This is a genomic window from Psychrobacter nivimaris, assembly GCF_904846365.1.
Classification (GTDB): domain Bacteria; phylum Pseudomonadota; class Gammaproteobacteria; order Pseudomonadales; family Moraxellaceae; genus Psychrobacter; species Psychrobacter nivimaris_B.
The window spans coordinates 41,901-59,959 of the sequence record NZ_CAJHAL010000019.1 but is presented as its reverse complement, the minus strand read 5'-3'; the positions used below and the strand labels follow the sequence as shown (position 1 = coordinate 59,959).

General features: G+C 42.8%; 11 protein-coding genes. 4 read left to right on the top strand and 7 right to left on the bottom strand.

All coding sequences use genetic code 11. The features are described from left to right. Positions 1 to 26 precede the first annotated feature (26 nt). From JMX63_RS09005 to JMX63_RS08985, 5 genes are all read right to left on the bottom strand, one after another. A complete protein-coding gene (locus JMX63_RS09005; RefSeq protein WP_102091301.1) occupies positions 27 to 1,217 on the bottom strand; it encodes an ABC transporter permease in 1,191 nt (396 codons plus the stop codon). Continuing rightward, positions 1,217 to 2,527: an ABC transporter permease gene (locus JMX63_RS09000; RefSeq protein WP_201572103.1), complete on the bottom strand. Its 1,311-nt coding sequence runs from the start codon at positions 2,525 to 2,527 to the stop codon at positions 1,217 to 1,219. The genes JMX63_RS09005 and JMX63_RS09000 overlap by 1 nt, the downstream gene beginning before the upstream one ends. 3 nt (positions 2,528 to 2,530) lie before the next feature. Next, complete coding sequence (locus tag JMX63_RS08995; RefSeq protein WP_201572102.1) at positions 2,531 to 3,730, bottom strand: HlyD family secretion protein; 1,200 nt, start codon at positions 3,728 to 3,730, stop codon at positions 2,531 to 2,533. A gap of 48 nt (positions 3,731 to 3,778) precedes the next feature. Further along, entirely contained in the window at positions 3,779 to 4,645 is an 867-nt protein-coding gene (locus JMX63_RS08990) for a YihY/virulence factor BrkB family protein (RefSeq protein WP_201572100.1), read from the bottom strand. 102 nt (positions 4,646 to 4,747) lie between these two features. Beyond that, positions 4,748 to 6,406, bottom strand: coding sequence for a TolC family protein (locus JMX63_RS08985; RefSeq protein ID WP_201572098.1), 1,659 nt, complete (start codon positions 6,404 to 6,406; stop codon positions 4,748 to 4,750). Positions 6,407 to 6,959: 553 nt separating this feature from the next. Here JMX63_RS08985 and glpK point away from each other — a divergent pair. The 4 genes from glpK to JMX63_RS08965 all read left to right on the top strand — a co-directional run bounded on the left by glpK (position 6,960) and on the right by JMX63_RS08965 (position 11,548). Further along, positions 6,960 to 8,570: a glycerol kinase GlpK gene (gene glpK, locus JMX63_RS08980; protein ID WP_201572096.1), complete on the top strand. Its 1,611-nt coding sequence runs from the start codon at positions 6,960 to 6,962 to the stop codon at positions 8,568 to 8,570. A gap of 247 nt (positions 8,571 to 8,817) precedes the next feature. Continuing rightward, positions 8,818 to 9,330 (top strand): hypothetical protein, encoded by a 513-nt coding sequence (locus tag JMX63_RS08975; protein ID WP_057759401.1) that lies wholly within the window; start codon positions 8,818 to 8,820, stop codon positions 9,328 to 9,330. 266 nt (positions 9,331 to 9,596) lie between these two features. Beyond that, positions 9,597 to 10,619, top strand: coding sequence for an endonuclease/exonuclease/phosphatase family protein (locus JMX63_RS08970; protein WP_201572113.1), 1,023 nt, complete (start codon positions 9,597 to 9,599; stop codon positions 10,617 to 10,619). Positions 10,620 to 10,855: 236 nt separating this feature from the next. Then, a complete protein-coding gene (locus tag JMX63_RS08965; protein WP_101205430.1) occupies positions 10,856 to 11,548 on the top strand; it encodes a TetR/AcrR family transcriptional regulator in 693 nt (230 codons plus the stop codon). 116 nt (positions 11,549 to 11,664) lie between these two features. Here JMX63_RS08965 and JMX63_RS08960 read toward each other — a convergent pair whose 3' ends face one another. Next, a complete protein-coding gene (locus JMX63_RS08960) occupies positions 11,665 to 12,441 on the bottom strand; it encodes a hypothetical protein (protein ID WP_201572095.1) in 777 nt (258 codons plus the stop codon). 155 nt (positions 12,442 to 12,596) lie between these two features. After that, on the bottom strand, positions 12,597 to 17,924 hold the full coding sequence (locus JMX63_RS08955) for a DUF11 domain-containing protein (protein WP_201572094.1): 5,328 nt from the start codon (positions 17,922 to 17,924) through the stop codon (positions 12,597 to 12,599). Positions 17,925 to 18,059: the final 135 nt, after the last annotated feature.

The window sequence follows — 18,059 nt, the reverse complement described above, 5'->3', positions numbered from 1 at the left end:
CTTATAGATTTCATTAGTTTGAAGATTTACAAGTAGGCTTTTCGCTGTGGAATACGCTTGCGTAAAAATAGCAACAAAACAAAATAGAGCAACCATAAGCCAGCTAACGCGTAAAATCCTATAGCGACTTGAGAGATGCTGGCACCCATTTGGTTAAGCTGTACAGAGGTATTGATTGCAGGCGTAGTCGGTACCAGCCAACGTATTACTTGTAATACTTGAGGTAATTGGTCTGCTGGCCAAGGGTAGCCGCTTAAGAAGAATATCGGTAAGGAGATAAAAATTAAGATCTGCATACTGCGCTCACGCTGCCGGAACCATAATCCGAGCACGCAGCCGAGCGTTGCGACTGTCGGACAAAATAGTGCTAAAAACAGCAGCGTACCAAGCATGTTTTGTCCGCGTGGATAATGATGTAGCTCAAACGCCCACCCATAATAAAAGCAGCCAACGATAAAGCTAAGTGAGCTCAAAGCCCCAATGCGTCCTAGCCAACCACGTACACTCGTACTGTGACGGCGCTGCTCGTACCATGTGCCAATCAGCATCGCAGTCGCCATTAAAAGTGTCTGCTGTAAAATAATAACAGAGACAGCAGGTACGACATAAGCACCATAGCCTTCAGTTTGGTTATACAGTGGCATAATCCGTAGCGGTACGGCTTGAGTATTCTGTGCTGCGGTAGATGCATAAGCGCCTTTCGCAATGCTTTTCTTTACCTTGATGCCTGCGGATACCGTACCTACTGCTTGAGAGAATCCCAATTGGACGTTTTTATTTAAAATAAAATAACCGCCATTACCCAGTACGCTAACGTGTGCTTGCTCTCCGGACTGAACTTGTTCTTCGAGACCAGCTGGAATCACCATATAGCCTGCAATTTGATCTGACCATATGGCTTCTTTGGCCGCCTGCTCATTGATAAATCGTTCAGTATCTAGGTATGGACTAGCACTCGCATAGCGAACAAGAGTACGCGATAAGTTGCTGTTGTCATGATCAATGATACCCACTGGTACATGGTTGACCACTTCAGTTGAGTAGGGCCAAGGATAGAAAAACCCATAGATAATCGGGGCAATAATCAGCATCAAAAGTACGCCTTTATCCCCAAAAACGTCTTTGAACGTTTGAATAAAGCTTGTCCAAAATGTTTGAGATGCTGGAGCGATGGCTGATTGAGGCTCTTTGCGCTTGAGCTTTGATTGTGCGGACATTAGCGGGCTCCCCAGCGTTCAGGATGCGCCAATGCGCGTTTGGTCAATAGGGCTGTCAGTAGCATGGCGATGATAGTGGCAAGCGCCAGACCGTAGACAATAGGCACAGAGATAGCAATAGGCGCTTGCATTTGCAATTGAGCAATGTGTAGCTTGAGGTAATGTGTCAGTGGCAATGCATTTGACCAGTATTGCGCGCTATCACTAATCGCAATATAAGGAAAGGTCACACCAGCAAAGGCATAAGAAGGCGCTGAAATAAAACCAGTGGTTGACAAACCCATACGCAGTGAAAAGGAGTTCAAAGTAAAAATAGCACCAAGCCAGAATGACAGTATCATCAAACACAATAGGCCGATATATACTGCGATGATTGACCCAATGCTTATATTTTGGTTCGACGTTACAAGCCACAATACCAAAGCCGACCATAAGCTATAGGCCAATATTGACCAAAAGTATTTACCCAATAAACCAAAGACCAATACTGATAAGCTGACCGAATGGGGCACGTTTGCGCTTGAAGATGATGCTTTGTTATCGCTGCTATCTTGTTTGGTTGATAGCGAAGATGACGTTTTTGAAGCTCTGGATAAGGTTAGACTAGGTTTGCCTGTATCAATAAAACGGTACCAGCGACCGATATTCTTATCACGTAACTCGCGGCCAATCGTGGTTGCGCCAATGACCATTGCCAATATATGTAATAAGGCAGGTATGACGGTCGAAGCCAAAAACTGCTGATAATTGGTCGCAGCATTGAATAAGCTAATACGCTGCACACTGATAGGCGCGTAAGCCGTCATCGCTTGTGATGGCGCTACGCCTTGTTTGATCAATCGCTTGATCTCTACACCTGCGGATAAGGTGCTAGCGACCGCTTGGACACCTGCCTGAATAATACCAGAGTGTGTACCATACTGTGCATTGACTTGTAGAGTCAATGGAGCAGGCTGGCTCGATAAGATATTACGAGAAAAGTCCTCTGGGATAATGACAACAGCATAAATGTCGCGCTGTAAAATAGCAGCCTCTGCATCCGCTTGGGAGTAATAAAGCTGTCTGACTGTTAAAGTAGGACTTGCTTCTAAGTAACGTACAGCAGTATTGGCAACAGCGCTGTTGTCTTGATCGATGACTCCGATAGGCAAATCAGTAATTTGAGTCTGTGAGAATATCCACCATATTAACAGCACCGTTGCCAGTGGTATCCATACCACCATGCTAAAGTCCCAATGATTTTTTGCCAAAAAACGGCGCTCGTAGGCTGCACTGCGTAAAAAAGCCTCACTTAACTTAGTCAAGTGCATGGCTTACTCTTGGTTCTGATTGACAGGAGTAGGGTTGATACGTACAACCACACTCATACCCGAGCGGATACGAGCATCGGGTTTAGATGGTCGGGCCTTTACCTCAAAAGTACGCACATCAAAACCATCATCGTTATTGGTCGGACGCCAAGTGGCAAAGTCTGATAAGGTCGATGTCGCATAGACGGTAAACTGTTTCGTATAAGACTTATCCGCTGATGACAGCGCTGGGATAGTACCGGTAAATGTCTGACCAATAGCAAATTGATTTAAATAAGACTCAGTGACGTTAAGTACCACCCATTGGTCATTGGTATCCACCAATGTCAGGAGCGGAACTCCTTGACCGATGACTTCTCCAGTACTCACGATGACATTATCGACGATACCAGCGATAGGACTTCTTAGGTTCGCTTCCTCTTTTGCTACTAGCGCTTCATCGAGTTTTGCATCGACCTGTGCAACTTGTGCAGTGGCCGCTGACTTATCTTCAGTACGTGCACCTTCTAAGGCCAGATCATATTGTAAGCGGGCTGCTTCGGTTTGGTCTTGAGTAGCAAGATATTGAGCATATGCCTCATCGCGCTTTTGTCGCGCCATCAGTCCTTCTTCGTAAAGGCGATTGACACGCTGATAGGTATTTTCTGCCAAGTCAGACGCGGCTTTATTGGCTTGCCAAGCGGCTTTTGCTTGGGCGATTTCTTGCGGACGCGCACCATTTTCTGCTTTATCTAATTGGCTTTGCGCGATTTGCTTACCAGCACGTGCTTGATTAATCTTGGCATTAATCTCAGGCGAATCCATCTCAACCAATTGCTGACCTGCTGTTACCGTATCACCCTCTGTTACCATAATTTGGGCAATACGCCCTGGTACTTTTGCAGCGATCGACGTTTGCTGCATTTGCATTTGACCCTGCAGCGTAATAACTTCTGGCTCGCTATGCGCATTACTTTTGTATAGGCCATACGCAATCGTACCAAGGACAATCAGTATGAATAGTGCAAGTAATGCTTTTTTTATACGCGCAGATTTATCAGTTTTAGAGGCATCACGATTATAAGCAGCTGTCGGTTGCTCTGGTTCAATATCAGACACGTTTTCTACAGGATCGACTGAATTTTGTGTATCTTGAGAGGTCACTGACTCGGTTGCATCAGCTGATTTATTTGAGTCGTCTGATTCGCGTGGTAATTCTGTCATGACAATGAGATTCCTAAAGCAACAAAGTTGAAAATAAAGGGTTTATTACTAGTACACTCGAAACGCATAAGGTTTGGCGTTGTCTATAGTTTCAGAATTAAAAATAGCACCAAGAGCGACGATAAATGCTGAATAATAGAGCCATAGCATAATGACCACAGCAGCTGAAAGCGCGCCAAACTCAGCACTATAGTTATTAAAATTTTGCACATAAATTGAAAATAAGATGGACAATATAATCCATAAAACTGTTGCTAACGCAGCGCCTGGCATTAATTTTTTGAGGGCGACGGCATCACGATTTGGGGCTAGACGATAAAGACCCAAAAAGCTTAAGAATATGATACCCGTCAACACTGGCCACCTGCTCCAAAGCGCAATTGTCTTTGCTATCTGAGGGAAAGGGAAGTAGGCGGCTCCCAAAGGAATAATCGCGATAGAAGAGACTGCGATAATCAATACGACTACTGCTGCAAAGGTCAGACCAACTGCGCGGATCGTGCTTTGTACAAAACTACGCTCTTGAGTGATATGAAACGCAAGATTAATAAGAATAATTAAAGATTTGATACCTTTAGAACCCGCATAAAGTGCGAGCAAGGACGATATAAGCAGGCTGAAAGTCAGAGCAGACGTAGTTGTAGAAACCAACTCGCTCAGACGGGAGTTGAGCACTTCATATACTGTATCAGGTATAAATTGACTCAGAAGCGAGATTTGCTCTTGCATCTCGGTAGGAGAAAACGCAAGACCATAAAGCAGTACAAACACAGCCATCACTGGAAAAATTGATAAGAATCCAAAGAAACCTACACTTGCGCAATGCGCCCAAACGTTAGAGTTGTTGGCAATACGCCACGTTTCTAGTAACGTCTGTAGCCAGTTTTTTATCGATTTAGAGGTCAATTTTTTCATAAAAGCAGCTGTTCGTAATAGGGTTGGTAATAGTAATTTCGATGTCGGCTTCATGGTAATACAAAGCATTTATCAGCACGACTTATGGCTTCTCACATCACATCATTGCTCAGTATATAAAGTAGGCAATTGAATGTCAGCGGCATTGAGATAAGCATTAAAAGCAAGTGGCGTACCACAGCTTTGCATGAGGGCAGCCAGTGACTGTACATAGTCATTAGCAGCCTGTGCTTGCTCGGTACGTGCTTTGAGCGATTGCGTTTGTGCTTGCACCACGTCAACGGTGGTATTTACACCTTCTTGTAATCCTAAGCGTCGTAGTCGCAATACTTCTGCTGCCAAATCAACATTACTTTGCAATGCCTGATAGCGTGATTGAGCATTATTGACATCGTGCCAGTTTTTTTCTACCAGTAGCAATAAATTGTCACTAACTTCAATCTCAGAGAGATCGGCCTGACGTATTTTGGCACTACTGGATGCTAATGATGCTGCTTTATCGAGTCCGCCCCATAGTTTCCAACTGGCAGATATACCAGCGACCCAGCTTGGATCTTTCTCTACCTGACCATAACCGTATAATAATACCGTAGGCTTGTAGCCCGTATCTGATAGCGCATGTAACTGCTGAGCCTGTGCCCGCTTGGCTGCAACTTTTTGCAGTCCGGGATGGTTGTTTAGTGCCAAGTCCTGAAAGTAGCTCACATCTGGCAGGGGACGACTAGAGACAAACAAAGGTGTGGTTGGTTTAATACGGTAGTCGGTACGTAGTAGACGCTGTAACGCAATCATAGCTAAGCGCGCGTCATTATTCGCATTGACGGATTCGCTTTTGGCATCGGCAAGCGCCGACTGTGCTTCTAGTCTATCGACACGTGAGATAAAACCTTCTTCAAACAAACGCTCGGCCATATGGTCGGTTTGCTGCAATGTATCGTAAGCGTCTTCTCGCAAGTAAGCGGCGATAATCGCTAACTGTGCCTTAAAATAACGCTCAATTAACGTATTATAAAGCTCATTTTTATCCAGTACGCTATCAGCCATCGCTTCTTGTGTACGTGCATCCGAGGCGCCAGTCAATGCGTCTGTACGTCCAGCAGTATAAATAGGCCAAACGACTCCAAGACCTGCGCCTGATGTAGAGCCTGAGCGCTTGAGGTTATAGGAGTCGGGAATACGCTCACCGACCAGCTCACCAAAGTCTGGTAGGTCTGCTGTAGGAGGGACTATGTTATCTACGCCATTGTTTACTTCGTTGACGATACCGCTTCTGAGAGAAGATAAATCTATATCCTCATCTAAATGATAGGCACTGGCAGATACTCGAGCAAATACGAGCGGATTGTCGATAGTTCTGAGCGCGTCAGTTTGGTATTCACTAGCGGCAATCGCTGCTTGATTGGCAGCGATTTTAGGTGAGACTTGTACCAGCAGCTTCTGCGCTTGCTCTAAGCTCAAAAAGCTTGAGACGTCTAATGCGTAGCTGTTATCGACGGCTTTATGTGTAATAGGGTCAACAAGCGTAGACAGTGCCTGCGACTCAACGTGTTGAGGGTTTGGTAGTGTATGAAAAGGCGCTACAGCTGGTTTATCATTATCAGTCGGACTATCAGTATCTATGATTTGTGTCACAGCCACTGGTGTAACATCATCTGACGCTTCTATACTGTCAGCGTCAGTGCTCGCGTAAGTCATGACAGGCACACTCATGACTGCAACTGTCATCATAGCAGTCGGTAGCGCTGATAAAATGAATTTCATAAGTCACATAAGCCATTAATTAGAATGTAAGGTATTATAAAATAAGGAACAGCCCCGATAGATCTCATTGCTCAGGATATAAAGTTGCTGAACTATTATAGACTATTTGCTAGCTAGCGAAAGAATGATGCTTAAATAAATCATTCATATTCTAATATAAAAATACGTCTATATTAAAAGTGCTAACAAGCGGTCATTCGTCATAAGAGGTACACTGTAGAGCCACAATGGTGACGGGTCAATGCTCAGTATTTTGCCGTTTTCTATTGTGCGACCAGTAGCGGTATGATAGAGGATTGATTTAATTTTTAAATATCTGTTTATAAGTAACAACATAGCCAACAAGGCGTTTTCAATTCAAGCAATTTATTTTTAGTTAGATTTTGTTTTTAATCTCATTATGAAAAATTTAGGCAGTAATTAACAAATAGAAAATGCTCAATAAGCATCAGTCAATCAGTCAATCAGTCAATCAGTCAATCAGTCAATCAGTCAATGAATAGTCACTAAATGGCTATCAAACAGAATAAACAATATTAGCAGAGGATGTGTCATGGCAGGGTATATTTTAGCGTTGGATCAAGGGACCACATCGAGTCGAGCGATATTGTACGATGATCATGCGCGTCCTATCAAAATGGTACAACAGCCAACGACGCTGCAAACACCAAGAGCTGGATTCGTTGAACAAGATGCACAGCAGATCTGGCAAACTCAGATTAGCTGTGCACATGATGTTATTAATCGGGCAGGGTTGCTTGCCACTGACGTTACCAGTATCGCGATTACCAATCAGCGTGAGTCGATTGTGATGTGGGATAAGCAAACTGGCAAGCCACTGGCTCCTGCCATCATTTGGCAAGACAGGCGTACCGCAAATTACTGTAAGACGCTTGCTGCTGAAAGCGCTACCAATAGCATGAATGACCCTGTGCATCAGAGCATTGATAGTGTCAATATGGCACATGAAGTACAGCGTATTACAGGTCTGCGTTTAGATCCGTATTTTAGTGCCAGTAAGATTGCTTGGTTACTCGAAAACAACCCGAAGCTGAGTGTACGAGCCAGCAGAGGTGAGATAGCGGTCGGCACGATTGATAGTTGGCTGATTTATAAGCTCACAGGCGGTGAACATGTCATTGATGTGACCAATGCTTCTCGTACATTGCTATTTGATATCCATAAGCTGGCATGGTCAGAGACACTTTGTGACCGTTTTGCTATACCTATGCATATATTGCCTAAAGTACTACCGTCCGACGGCGATTTTGGCAAAACCAAAAAAGGCCTGTTTGCAAAGCAAATACCCATTCAAGCGGTATTGGGTGATCAGCAAGCAGCGCTCTTTGGACAAGGTTGTCTTGATGCAGGCATGGCCAAAAACACTTATGGTACAGGCTGCTTTATGCTAATGAATATTGGCCAACAGCCAAAACTGAGTGAGCATAAGCTGCTAACCACCATCGCGTGGCAACGTAAAACGTCACCAATTCGTCCGGACAATTTATCATTTGACCAAATCGTACAGTCAGGCAAACGCATGCTACAGCCACCTAAAAAGGAAGTCACTTATGCCCTAGAGGGCAGTGTCTTTATGGCAGGGGCTATCGTTCAATGGCTGCGTGATAATTTGGGTATGATTCAGCAGAGTAGTGACGTCGAAGACTTAGCCCGTCAAGTAAACAGTAGCGAAGATGTCGTTCTATTACCTGCTTTTACTGGATTGGGCGCGCCTTACTGGCGTTCGGATATTAGCGCTAGCATCACTGGTATGAGCCGTGGCACTACTAAGGCACATATTGCACGCGCTGCATTGGAGGCCGTTGCTTATCAAACCTATGATGTGCTTATCGCTATGCAAAAGGACAGCCCTCATCCTTTGACTGAGCTGAGAGTAGATGGCGGCGCTGCAAATAATGATTTACTCATGCAGTTCCAAGCAGATTTGTTAGGTGTTCCAGTATTACGTCCTAGAGATACAGAGATTACGGCAAAGGGTGCAGCACTCCTCGCAGGACTGAAAACTGGGCTATATGACGAATCGACCATGAAAGCTTCATGGCAGGTAGATCGCGTGTTTGAACCAAGTATGTCGACTGATACTCGTGAGCGACATCTTGTTAAATGGCAACAGGCTATCAAAAGGTCCCTGATGCCGTTATAAGATTGATTTACTTAGTAAATTTATTGTGATCGTACATTTATAATTACTCAAAGTATGAGGCTGCCGTACACAAGTGTGATAAAGATACAGGCTGTAACGCAAGATAATCGCAATACGGACACAGTTTACAAAATCGGCCTATCTGTCTTTACCTATAAATTTTTATACTTCAATTGGATTTAGTAAGACCGCTAGTTTTTAGCAGATAAATAATTCAATAAATAATAAATAATTTAAGGACAATACTATGAGTAACCATGATGCTATCGATCGCAGTGAAGTAAAACATATGTCAAAAGAGACAAAAGAAGATTTAAACGCAGACATTATTACCGGTGAGCCAGGCTCGCATCCAGTAGGTACAGGTATCGGCGGTGTAGGCGGTGCAGCAGCAGGTGCAGCTATCGGCACAATGGCAGGTCCACTAGGTACGCTAATTGGTGGTGCTATCGGTGCTATCGTTGGTGGCGGCGCAGGTCATGCAGCAGCGGAAGCCATTGATCCAACTCACGAAGAAGCGTACTGGCGTGCAGAGTACGCAAATGCAGATTATCATAGAGAAGAATACGATTTCGACCGTGACTTGCATCCAGCATATGCAGTTGGTTATGCGAACCGTGCTCGTTATCCAGTAGATGCTCGTTTTGAAGATCATGAAGCAGATTTAGAGCGTTCATGGCACGAAGTAAAAGGCGAGTCTCGTATGGAATGGAACGAAGCGCGTCAAGCATCACGTGATGCATGGAACCGCGTATCATAAGAAATTTTAGGTAACTAATAGAATGGTTAGGCAAACATCTTGGCAGCCAATGCATTTAGTAATTAGCTAACATTAGAGGTTGCTATACCATTACCTAAAATAGATTGATTGTATGTCTAGTTCTATTAGTAAATCTACTTATCAACATTTATGCTATTTTAAAACTTCCAAGGCTTAACTTTGGGAGTTTTTTTAGGCATAAAATTTGCAGCGTATACACATACGTGAATATTATGTACTATAATAATGAGAACGATGGGGAATATATGAGTAATAACACTGAAGGCAATAAACAGTTTTATATCGCAACGGCAAACTTGCTGAACTTTGCGAACCCTAATCGAACTTATTATGAAAATGCGCCAGCTTATAACGATAAAGCCTATGAACATAAGCTGCGAGGTCTTACAGATTTATTGGCTAAAGCGCATGCTGACATTATCGCAGTACAAGAGGTTTGGGATAGTGATGCATTAGAAGCGCTGGCTGTTTCACTAGGTTTCAAGCCCGAGCATGCGGTCATTCCACTTGCTAGTAATGATAGCGCCAGTATATACACCAAAGGCATGGGTGCACAGAATACACCTGCTGTCGGTATTATCAGCCGATTTGAGCAGTTAGAAACCAGTTTGCTAAAAGATATAGCACCAAAGGCCATTATTGATGTACCTGATATCGGTCCTTATCAACGCTTCAATCGTCCTCCACTGGTGCTACGTATTGACGCATACGGGCAACCTATTACCGTCATCACAGCACATCTAAAAAGCAAACGTGCTTTTTTCTTACGAGACGAAAACGGTAACCTATTAGAGGATATGGACGATCCGAATATTCGAGTTCGTGCCAAGCTTCGTAGCCTATGTATGCGTGCGGCAGAAGCAGCCTCTATCCGTATGTCTGTCATAGAGCGATTGCAACATACCCGTGAGCCATTGATTCTATTGGGTGATATGAATGATGTCACAGGAAGCGTGACTACTCAGTTGATGACGGAAACTGGTGAAGTTAACTACGACAAAAGTATGCGTGATGTCGCACTTTTTGATGCTGCTCGTATTCAAGCACGGTATGGTTGGATGAAAGATGTCGCATACACCCATATATATCAAGGTATGCCAGAAGTTATCGATCAGCTATTTGTCTCTGAAGAGTTTTTGCCTGATAGTAAGTTTTCACTTGGTCATGTTGAACGAGTCGATTATTTTAATGATCATTTGAAATGGGACTATGACGATAGAGTGACCGATCATGGTATTATAAGGGCGAAAATAAAACTCAAAGATTAACTTTATAAAATTAGACGGTTAGCTCTATTAAATTGCTGAGCGTATTATTGTTTTTAACCTATTCATGTCCCTTGCTTGATGCTATACAAGCGTTTATGATGCCTCTGCATTGAATATAGTAGTGACCATATAGGCTTTATATTTTAGCCAACAGGCAACTATCCTTGATTTGAGGATAATTACTATTCGATGAAAGTTATATTTATAAAATAGGGCGTAACATTAAGAGATTTACAATGAGTGATAACAAAGACGAAAAGATCGAAGATGTGTTGGTAGATTCGGAATTGGCAAAGAAGCTTGTACCTAATAAGTTTAAGTTTACTAGCCAGCAAGGTCGTGCACGTCGTCAAAAACTATTGGCTGGTGCCAAAAAGTTGAGCGAAACACATGCTATTAACGATATTACGTTAGCGGCTGTGTGTGAAGAAGCGGGCATACCAAGAGCTTCTGCTTACCATTTTTTCCCCAATATTGAAGCAATATTTTTAGCATTGCGTTTTTTGAATGCGATTGAAATATTAGAGATGGTAGAGACGGTCGATATTGGCAACTATGATAGATGGCAAGGGTATTTAACGGCGCTTATCGATCATTGTATTACGATATTCCATAACGATGAGACAAAAGCCAAGCTTATCTATGACACCAATACACCTGATTTTGAAGGTGACAGCTTTGGTGAAGATATGGATCATCAAATCGTTGATCTGGTCTATAAGCGTTTGTCAGAGCGTTATGAGATGCCAAACTTCCACGATATCCAAGATACCTTGTTGATTGCTTATAGCATCGTAAATGCTATCTTTACGTTGTCTTATCGCCGTCATCAGAGTATTACTGAAGAGTATATCCAAGAAGCAAATACAGCATTTATTGCTTATTTACGTTGTTACCTACCAGAAAAGTTGCCACGTAAAAACCGCTAATTGAGCTTACTTTAAACATAAAAAAGCCGACAAATAGGTCGGCTTTTTTATGTTTAGTTTTTAGTATAGGACTGGAAATAATACAGATTAATATCTCTAATAAAACAGCGACTATTCTAACGGTTAGACGTCAAATCTTGTCCACGGCAAGTATCATCGCTCGCATCTAAAGGCGAGTACTGCTTATGATAACTGACTATTGACTTCTCTAGCGCTACATTGGTCTGTGAGTCATTTGCATTGACGTAAGCTTCGCGGGCTTGTTCAAGCCAGCGATCGGCCATACGAAAATGCATACCAGATTCGCGCCAGCCTCGCGCACATTGATTGGTTGCTGCCCAAATTAAAGCCACTTCACTAAATGCCATCTCACGTGGTGCTGATGTTATGCCATCGCCGTCTTTAAGCGCGCTTAAAGTTGCCCATAGATCAGGACGCATTAAAGCAGAGGTAGACGGAATATCTTGATACAGGCTCAAGGCTTGTACCGTATCATTATCTAGCGCTTGCAATATAGGCTCTGCCATTTCTAACGCAACTTGACCAGCGGATGAGCGGCTATTCATACTGTCTTGATGAATGGCATAGTTCAACCACGCTTGCGCTTTATAAGCGAAATACTGTTGAGCGGCTGTCTTGTCTTTTTGTTGATAGGGTTTTAACTGCGTGACCATACAATTTAACAGGCGCTGTTGTTCGCTTTGATATCTATAAGAGCGTGCTTGAGTCTGACTATCATCACGGCAGTATTTAGCCATGCTAGTTGAGTTAGCTACTTGGACAGTCTCACTCTTAGCTAAAGCTGGCTGCATAAAGGTTAACGAAGATAAAGCTGATAGTGTAACGCATATTGAGCGCTTGAAAGGTGCTGCATTGATGGATGAATCAAACATGGTGTAAACCTTATATTAAGGTAATAAACGTTGGTATTATTTACCATTACTAGGGCTGACTTAGTTGTTTATTGAATGACAAAATAATTTGCCATAAGACAATCATGATACTGTCTTAAAGATGTACTTACGACAGTATCATTAGTATCAAACAATTAAAATGCAGAATTGCTGCTTAGACGTTGGTTCTTACGTGGGTCTTCACGTTTGAATAAATCTTCATCAAATTTAAAGCGCAATCTAAAGTAAGCACCTTGCTGAGTACTGTCATCATAAGCAATATCTTCATCTTCAAAGCCCATGAAGTTATAACCAAGTGATAACCAAAGGTTGGTCATTGGGCTATAACCCACTTCTGCACCAAGCATATAAGCTAAGTCATTTGCCTGATTATTCCAGTAAGTACCTGCTTGTAAACCAATATCCCAACGCTCACTGATATCATAAAGACCGCGGCCATAAACAGCATGAGCCGTGTTATCGCTGGTTAAGCTATCTGCTTCGTATTCTGTATACTTACCAGCATAACGTCCAGACAACGTCAACGGACGCGTAGGATGGTAATTACCATTCCACGACCAAACCATAGTGTCTTTTTGATAAGCGTCATCGCCAGTATTATTATCATCCAAACGATATTCGAATTTTGCAAGCATATCTAACTGATTGCTATCGTAGTCACGATACGCAGCACCTAGCTGAAAACGATTGATAGTGCGATCGCCATCACTATAGTCAGTGCGTGAGTAGATGTCTTTAGCTAAGAAGGTAATCTCATCAGTATAGCGATAGGCGATACCAGCACTACCAAGTAGCGTATCACTTGTTTCACCCCAACGTTTTTCAAAACGTCCTGATGCTTTATAATTCTCTTTGGCAAGATATTCAACACCGATACCTGCCGCTGTCGCAGTGTTACTTTCTTCACCTTCCAGAGATTCAACACGCTCAAATAAAGTGTTTAAAGTTAAACCTTCTTGAACATACCACTTGTTTTTTAGACCAATGGCTGCTTCTGCTTCGCGTGCACTGATGGCATCGCGCATACGGTATTCGCTATAAACCTTACCATCTTTCATGTAAGTCGCGTCAAAACCAACAGTGGTACGTTGACGCTCATCTGTATCATCAAGACCATAAGTGCCAGATAGGCTATTAATCAAATCATGACGTGCGTATAGTCGTCCTAGATTTCCGAGCGGTGTCTCACCACCAATAGAAGTCGCATTACGTGAGCTGTTTTCGATATCTTGCTCATACTCTGCAAATACCAAGCTATCATTCAACTTAGGTAGACGAGAGGTAATACGAGCACGAACAGTCGTGCCTTCAATATCTTCTTCAGCGTTACTAACACTGCTTAACGCTGACTGATTGATAATGTCATCATTAAACAAAGTGTCGTCTGTAATATCTACAACGTCTGTCGCGGCTTGAGTATTACGTGAGGCAGCAGTCGCATCTTGTTTGTAATAACGAACCCCAATTTCACCAACGATGTTTTCGCTTAAACGATGCTCAATGCTCGCTTGCACGCCTTCGCGGCTAGCGTCAGTAGTATGCTCTTCTGTGCGTATACCTTCTAACTTAAGAGCAGTTTTCTTATCATTTAGAGTATGAGTAACCTCTACACCAGATTCAGTACGTCCAGCAGTAAGCGGTGATGCACCAGTGACAAAACCTTCATCAGCATCATTATAATAAGCTTTGGCAAGCGTATTTTTCTTATTATCAAAATCCAGCTCAATACGTAGTGCGTTACCTTCAGCATCACTATCAGTCAGTTCTTTCGCATTGATTTGATTACTTGACTGAAAATTTGGGTTCTCAGCTTTGTTCATCGCATATTCAGCGACTAGCTTTAGCTTATCATTGAATTTAACAACACTATTAACACTAGCCAACTCTTCTTTGTTCAGTGGGTCATCGCTATTCACATAGCTACCACCGATGGCGACTTTATTCGTTAGTTGCTGCTTCGCTGCAATACCACCGACCAAATAATCTTCACCACCTTCATCAACTTCTACAGTGACACGGATATAGATAGGATTGCCTTCGATATCTTGACTAGCAATCGGTGCCGTCAAGAATAAGCTACGGCTGATGGGGTCAATCTCATAATCAGCAAAGCGAGTAAGCGTCTCACGATTGATAATAAGCCCAGGGTTGTTGGCGTCACGAGTAATAACTTCAACCGTTTCAGAGTTTTCTAATACCGCATCGAAGTTCTCAGCCAATGGATATGGGCCTGAAATGCCCAAACCGCGAGTCTCATTTACCCGTTGGCTAGTACTGGTTTCTGCTAAAAAGGCAGTAACACGAGTGTTGCTATCTTCAAATTGAGCTTTTAGACCAGTTAATGTACGGTTGTATTGACCAAGCTTGATACCTTCATCGTTATCAATTTGCGTTTTTAAATCACCATACATAGCGAACGAGCGACCTTTATCAAGGCGCACGTAAAGCTTGCTAGTAGACTGCGCATCGAAGCCTTTGGCTGATGAGTCGCCATAGACAGGATAGTATTCGCCAGGCTCGATATCACGGAACAAACGCTCGCCTTTTTTATCGCTATCATATGCAAGCGTTAGCAGATAGTCGCCGCGTACTTTTCCTTTTAGGAACATTGCGGCACGACCAGAAGCTGTGTAATCATCATTACCAGCAAAGTCATTTAGCTCTTGCTCAAATGCACCTTGAGCATCGGTAATGCTGCTACCATCAAAGTCTTTTAGTGAAATAGCACCTTCTACAATACCAACAGCAAGTAGTGGACGTAGTTGAGCGGTGAACTGTAATGGAATGATTTGTTTGCTGCTACCAGTGTCAATTACTAGCTCGCCCTTACCTGGTACGCTAGGTGCAGTTACGGGTATTAGTAGCTCACCACCGGATACGATTACTTGAGTACCAGATTGGTCTTTACTGCTGTCATTAAGGTTAATACGACCAATATTGGTATCGATAGTAATCGGAGTTGATGCAATATATGGACGACCATCACGATCTTTTAGGCTAATAACCACTTGATATTGACTAATACCATCTGCTGGTACTAGATTTTCCTGAGTTCGATAGTCGATAGCTTGTAGGCTATCAGGGGTTAATACCTTAATAGTTTGCTCAGAGATCACTTTACCATTTATGTCCGTTGCAACACCGCGTAATGTGTTTTTGCCGCGCTGTAAATCAACAGCATAGTAATCGAAAGCCGTTACATTCTGTTTTTCTTGCTCAGCAGTTTTACCTATTTTTTGTTCTGATACAGCTTTGCCGTTGGCATATAGTGTGAACACAGACCCAAGCGGTGCCTGAACCTGTACCATTTGTTTATAAGTGCTAAGCTGCTGACCTTCGTTTAGGTTGATGAAGGCAACACTGTTACTCGCCACTTCTTTTAAGTATTCTTCGAGCTCTTTTTCTACTGGCGGAGCAACAGTGGTTACCGTCATACCAACATGGCTATCTGTTGGATTGACCATGTCATTAACGATAGCCGAATCACAGCTATTACCAAGGTCTAAGTCACCATTGATGTTACAACCACTAGCATCTACATTGTCAGTGTTATCGGTATCATAGTCAGGATCTAAAGTCAGCTCGGTTTTTACCGCTTGCTCTAATGTGTCGTTTTTAGCTTCTACTGACTTGCTACGAGCAATTAGCTCAGCGTTTAAGCGTTCAGTGCTATCTGCCATGCCACCAACGATTGCAAAGTCCGCACGATGTAATTCGCCATATTTCAAATCAACAAAACGACTACCGGCATCACCCGCATTGCGATTGCTCTGGGTAACCAGCTCAGTTTCTCTAGGTATAGTAGTACGATCGACCTTTAGTACGTGTGTTTTTGCACTGATACCATAGAAGTTATATTTACCTTCAGGATCAGTCACGATGAAGTTGCCGTTCTCCATATAGATACGTACACCAGCGACACCAAGTTCGCCGTCTTCTTTTTGCTGAATACCATCGCGGTTGATATCATGATAGACCTTACCGACGATAATACCATCAGTATTCATCACGCCGCGCTCAACATCAATCTTCCACTGAGCTTCTCTTGAGCCGACGCTTTGACCTTGGTCATTTCTAGCAACTGCGGTGGCGCGGTTGATACCATCGCCGCCTAGCGATGACGCACCGATGAGCACACGATAAGTAACTTTTTTACTTTCGTTAACTGCCATGTTGCCTAAGCTCAATACCTGATATTTACCATCAGCTTTAAACTCGGTGGTCTGTGCTTGATTGATATCAATATCAGTCATTGGACTAACACGTACACTGTTCTCAACGTAGTCAAAACCACGCGGTAAAGCGTCTTTTAGTTGTACATCGTAAGCAGTCGATTTGCCGTTATTGGTAATATCGATGGTATAGCTGACATAATCACCAAGCTCTGCAGTTTTGACATCGCTTTCTTTAGTGACGACTAGGCTTGCATTATTATCAATGATATTTACTTGAGAGCTCAGATTATCGATACGTGTAGTAAGATCGCTATCATTTGGTAGCTGATCAGCACCTGTGCCAACAGAAGGATCGATACAAGCTGTGAAATCAGCAGTCAACGTATCATCGACCAATGTCTGAATCATTTTATCGTCAATAGCATTGGCGTTGTTTTGTGTCGGTGCAGTTAGACGATATTTTCCTGTATTATTACCAGTTTCAATTCCTTTAAGAGAGTAGGTGTCACCTGTTGCAGGAGACTTAACGGTAATCCATACTTGATCAGGTTTATCAGATTGCACATTACACTGCGCATAACTGGCATCAATATAAACGTTGTCACCGATTTGCGAGTCGGCTTTGGTACCATCAAATTGAGGGGTAGTAAATTTAATTTCAGGCTCGATGATAAGCAGTCTATCGATTGCTTCGACAGCTGCTATTGATGGATCTTCTAATATGATAGCGCCAATTTTTATGTCGGCAGTATCGCCATCTTCACCGTTGGCATCTGATAGAGCCTGTACGATAAGCTGAATACTCTCACTCTGACCAAGTTTAATCTGAGCGCTCAGGTTATCGAGCATGATTTGTCGATCTTCTGAATCGACCTCACCATTATTATTAAGGTCTTGATAGACCTTTAAATTAGAGACAGTTGGTGATATAGCAAGTGTCAATTCAACAGTCTGATCACTATAGCTGGTGTTACTTAGTACGTTGACCCAACTTACCTGTGTATTAGGCATGACTGTGCGTAAAGCATGTTGAGTCAAACTGATACCATATTCAGGTAAATTGGAGGCTTTTACTTGTACTTGGTTTGAGTCAGTACTGATAGTCGTGCTGGTCTCACTGTCAATGTTATAGCTGGCCTGAGCAGTATTATTGATCAGCTGTACCAATGTATCAGTTGCAGCAGATGCGGTATTTGATTGCATAAGCAACATTGCAAATGACAGCGCTGAGATTTTCGCTGTACACAATGTGATGCTTTTAGACGTATTGATTACAGTAGATGTCATAATAGGTCGCTTATCCAATAAAACACAAAGGGTGTAATAAGTCTCTAGCTTGAATAATATGTGCACATTTCAAGCTAGAGGGTCTATCTATAAGCAACTATTGCTGCTTGTAGGTTTTAAGATGATTAAGTAATC

Coding starts and splice junctions, on each gene's coding strand:
- JMX63_RS09005 (WP_102091301.1), bottom strand. CDS start 1,217: ATGTCCGCACAATCAAAGCTCAAGCGCAAAGAGCCTCAATCAGCCATC.
- JMX63_RS09000 (WP_201572103.1), bottom strand. CDS start 2,527: ATGCACTTGACTAAGTTAAGTGAGGCTTTTTTACGCAGTGCAGCCTAC.
- JMX63_RS08995 (WP_201572102.1), bottom strand. CDS start 3,730: ATGACAGAATTACCACGCGAATCAGACGACTCAAATAAATCAGCTGAT.
- JMX63_RS08990 (WP_201572100.1), bottom strand. CDS start 4,645: ATGAAAAAATTGACCTCTAAATCGATAAAAAACTGGCTACAGACGTTA.
- JMX63_RS08985 (WP_201572098.1), bottom strand. CDS start 6,406: ATGAAATTCATTTTATCAGCGCTACCGACTGCTATGATGACAGTTGCA.
- glpK (WP_201572096.1), top strand. CDS start 6,960: ATGGCAGGGTATATTTTAGCGTTGGATCAAGGGACCACATCGAGTCGA.
- JMX63_RS08975 (WP_057759401.1), top strand. CDS start 8,818: ATGAGTAACCATGATGCTATCGATCGCAGTGAAGTAAAACATATGTCA.
- JMX63_RS08970 (WP_201572113.1), top strand. CDS start 9,597: ATGAGTAATAACACTGAAGGCAATAAACAGTTTTATATCGCAACGGCA.
- JMX63_RS08965 (WP_101205430.1), top strand. CDS start 10,856: ATGAGTGATAACAAAGACGAAAAGATCGAAGATGTGTTGGTAGATTCG.
- JMX63_RS08960 (WP_201572095.1), bottom strand. CDS start 12,441: ATGTTTGATTCATCCATCAATGCAGCACCTTTCAAGCGCTCAATATGC.
- JMX63_RS08955 (WP_201572094.1), bottom strand. CDS start 17,924: ATGACATCTACTGTAATCAATACGTCTAAAAGCATCACATTGTGTACA.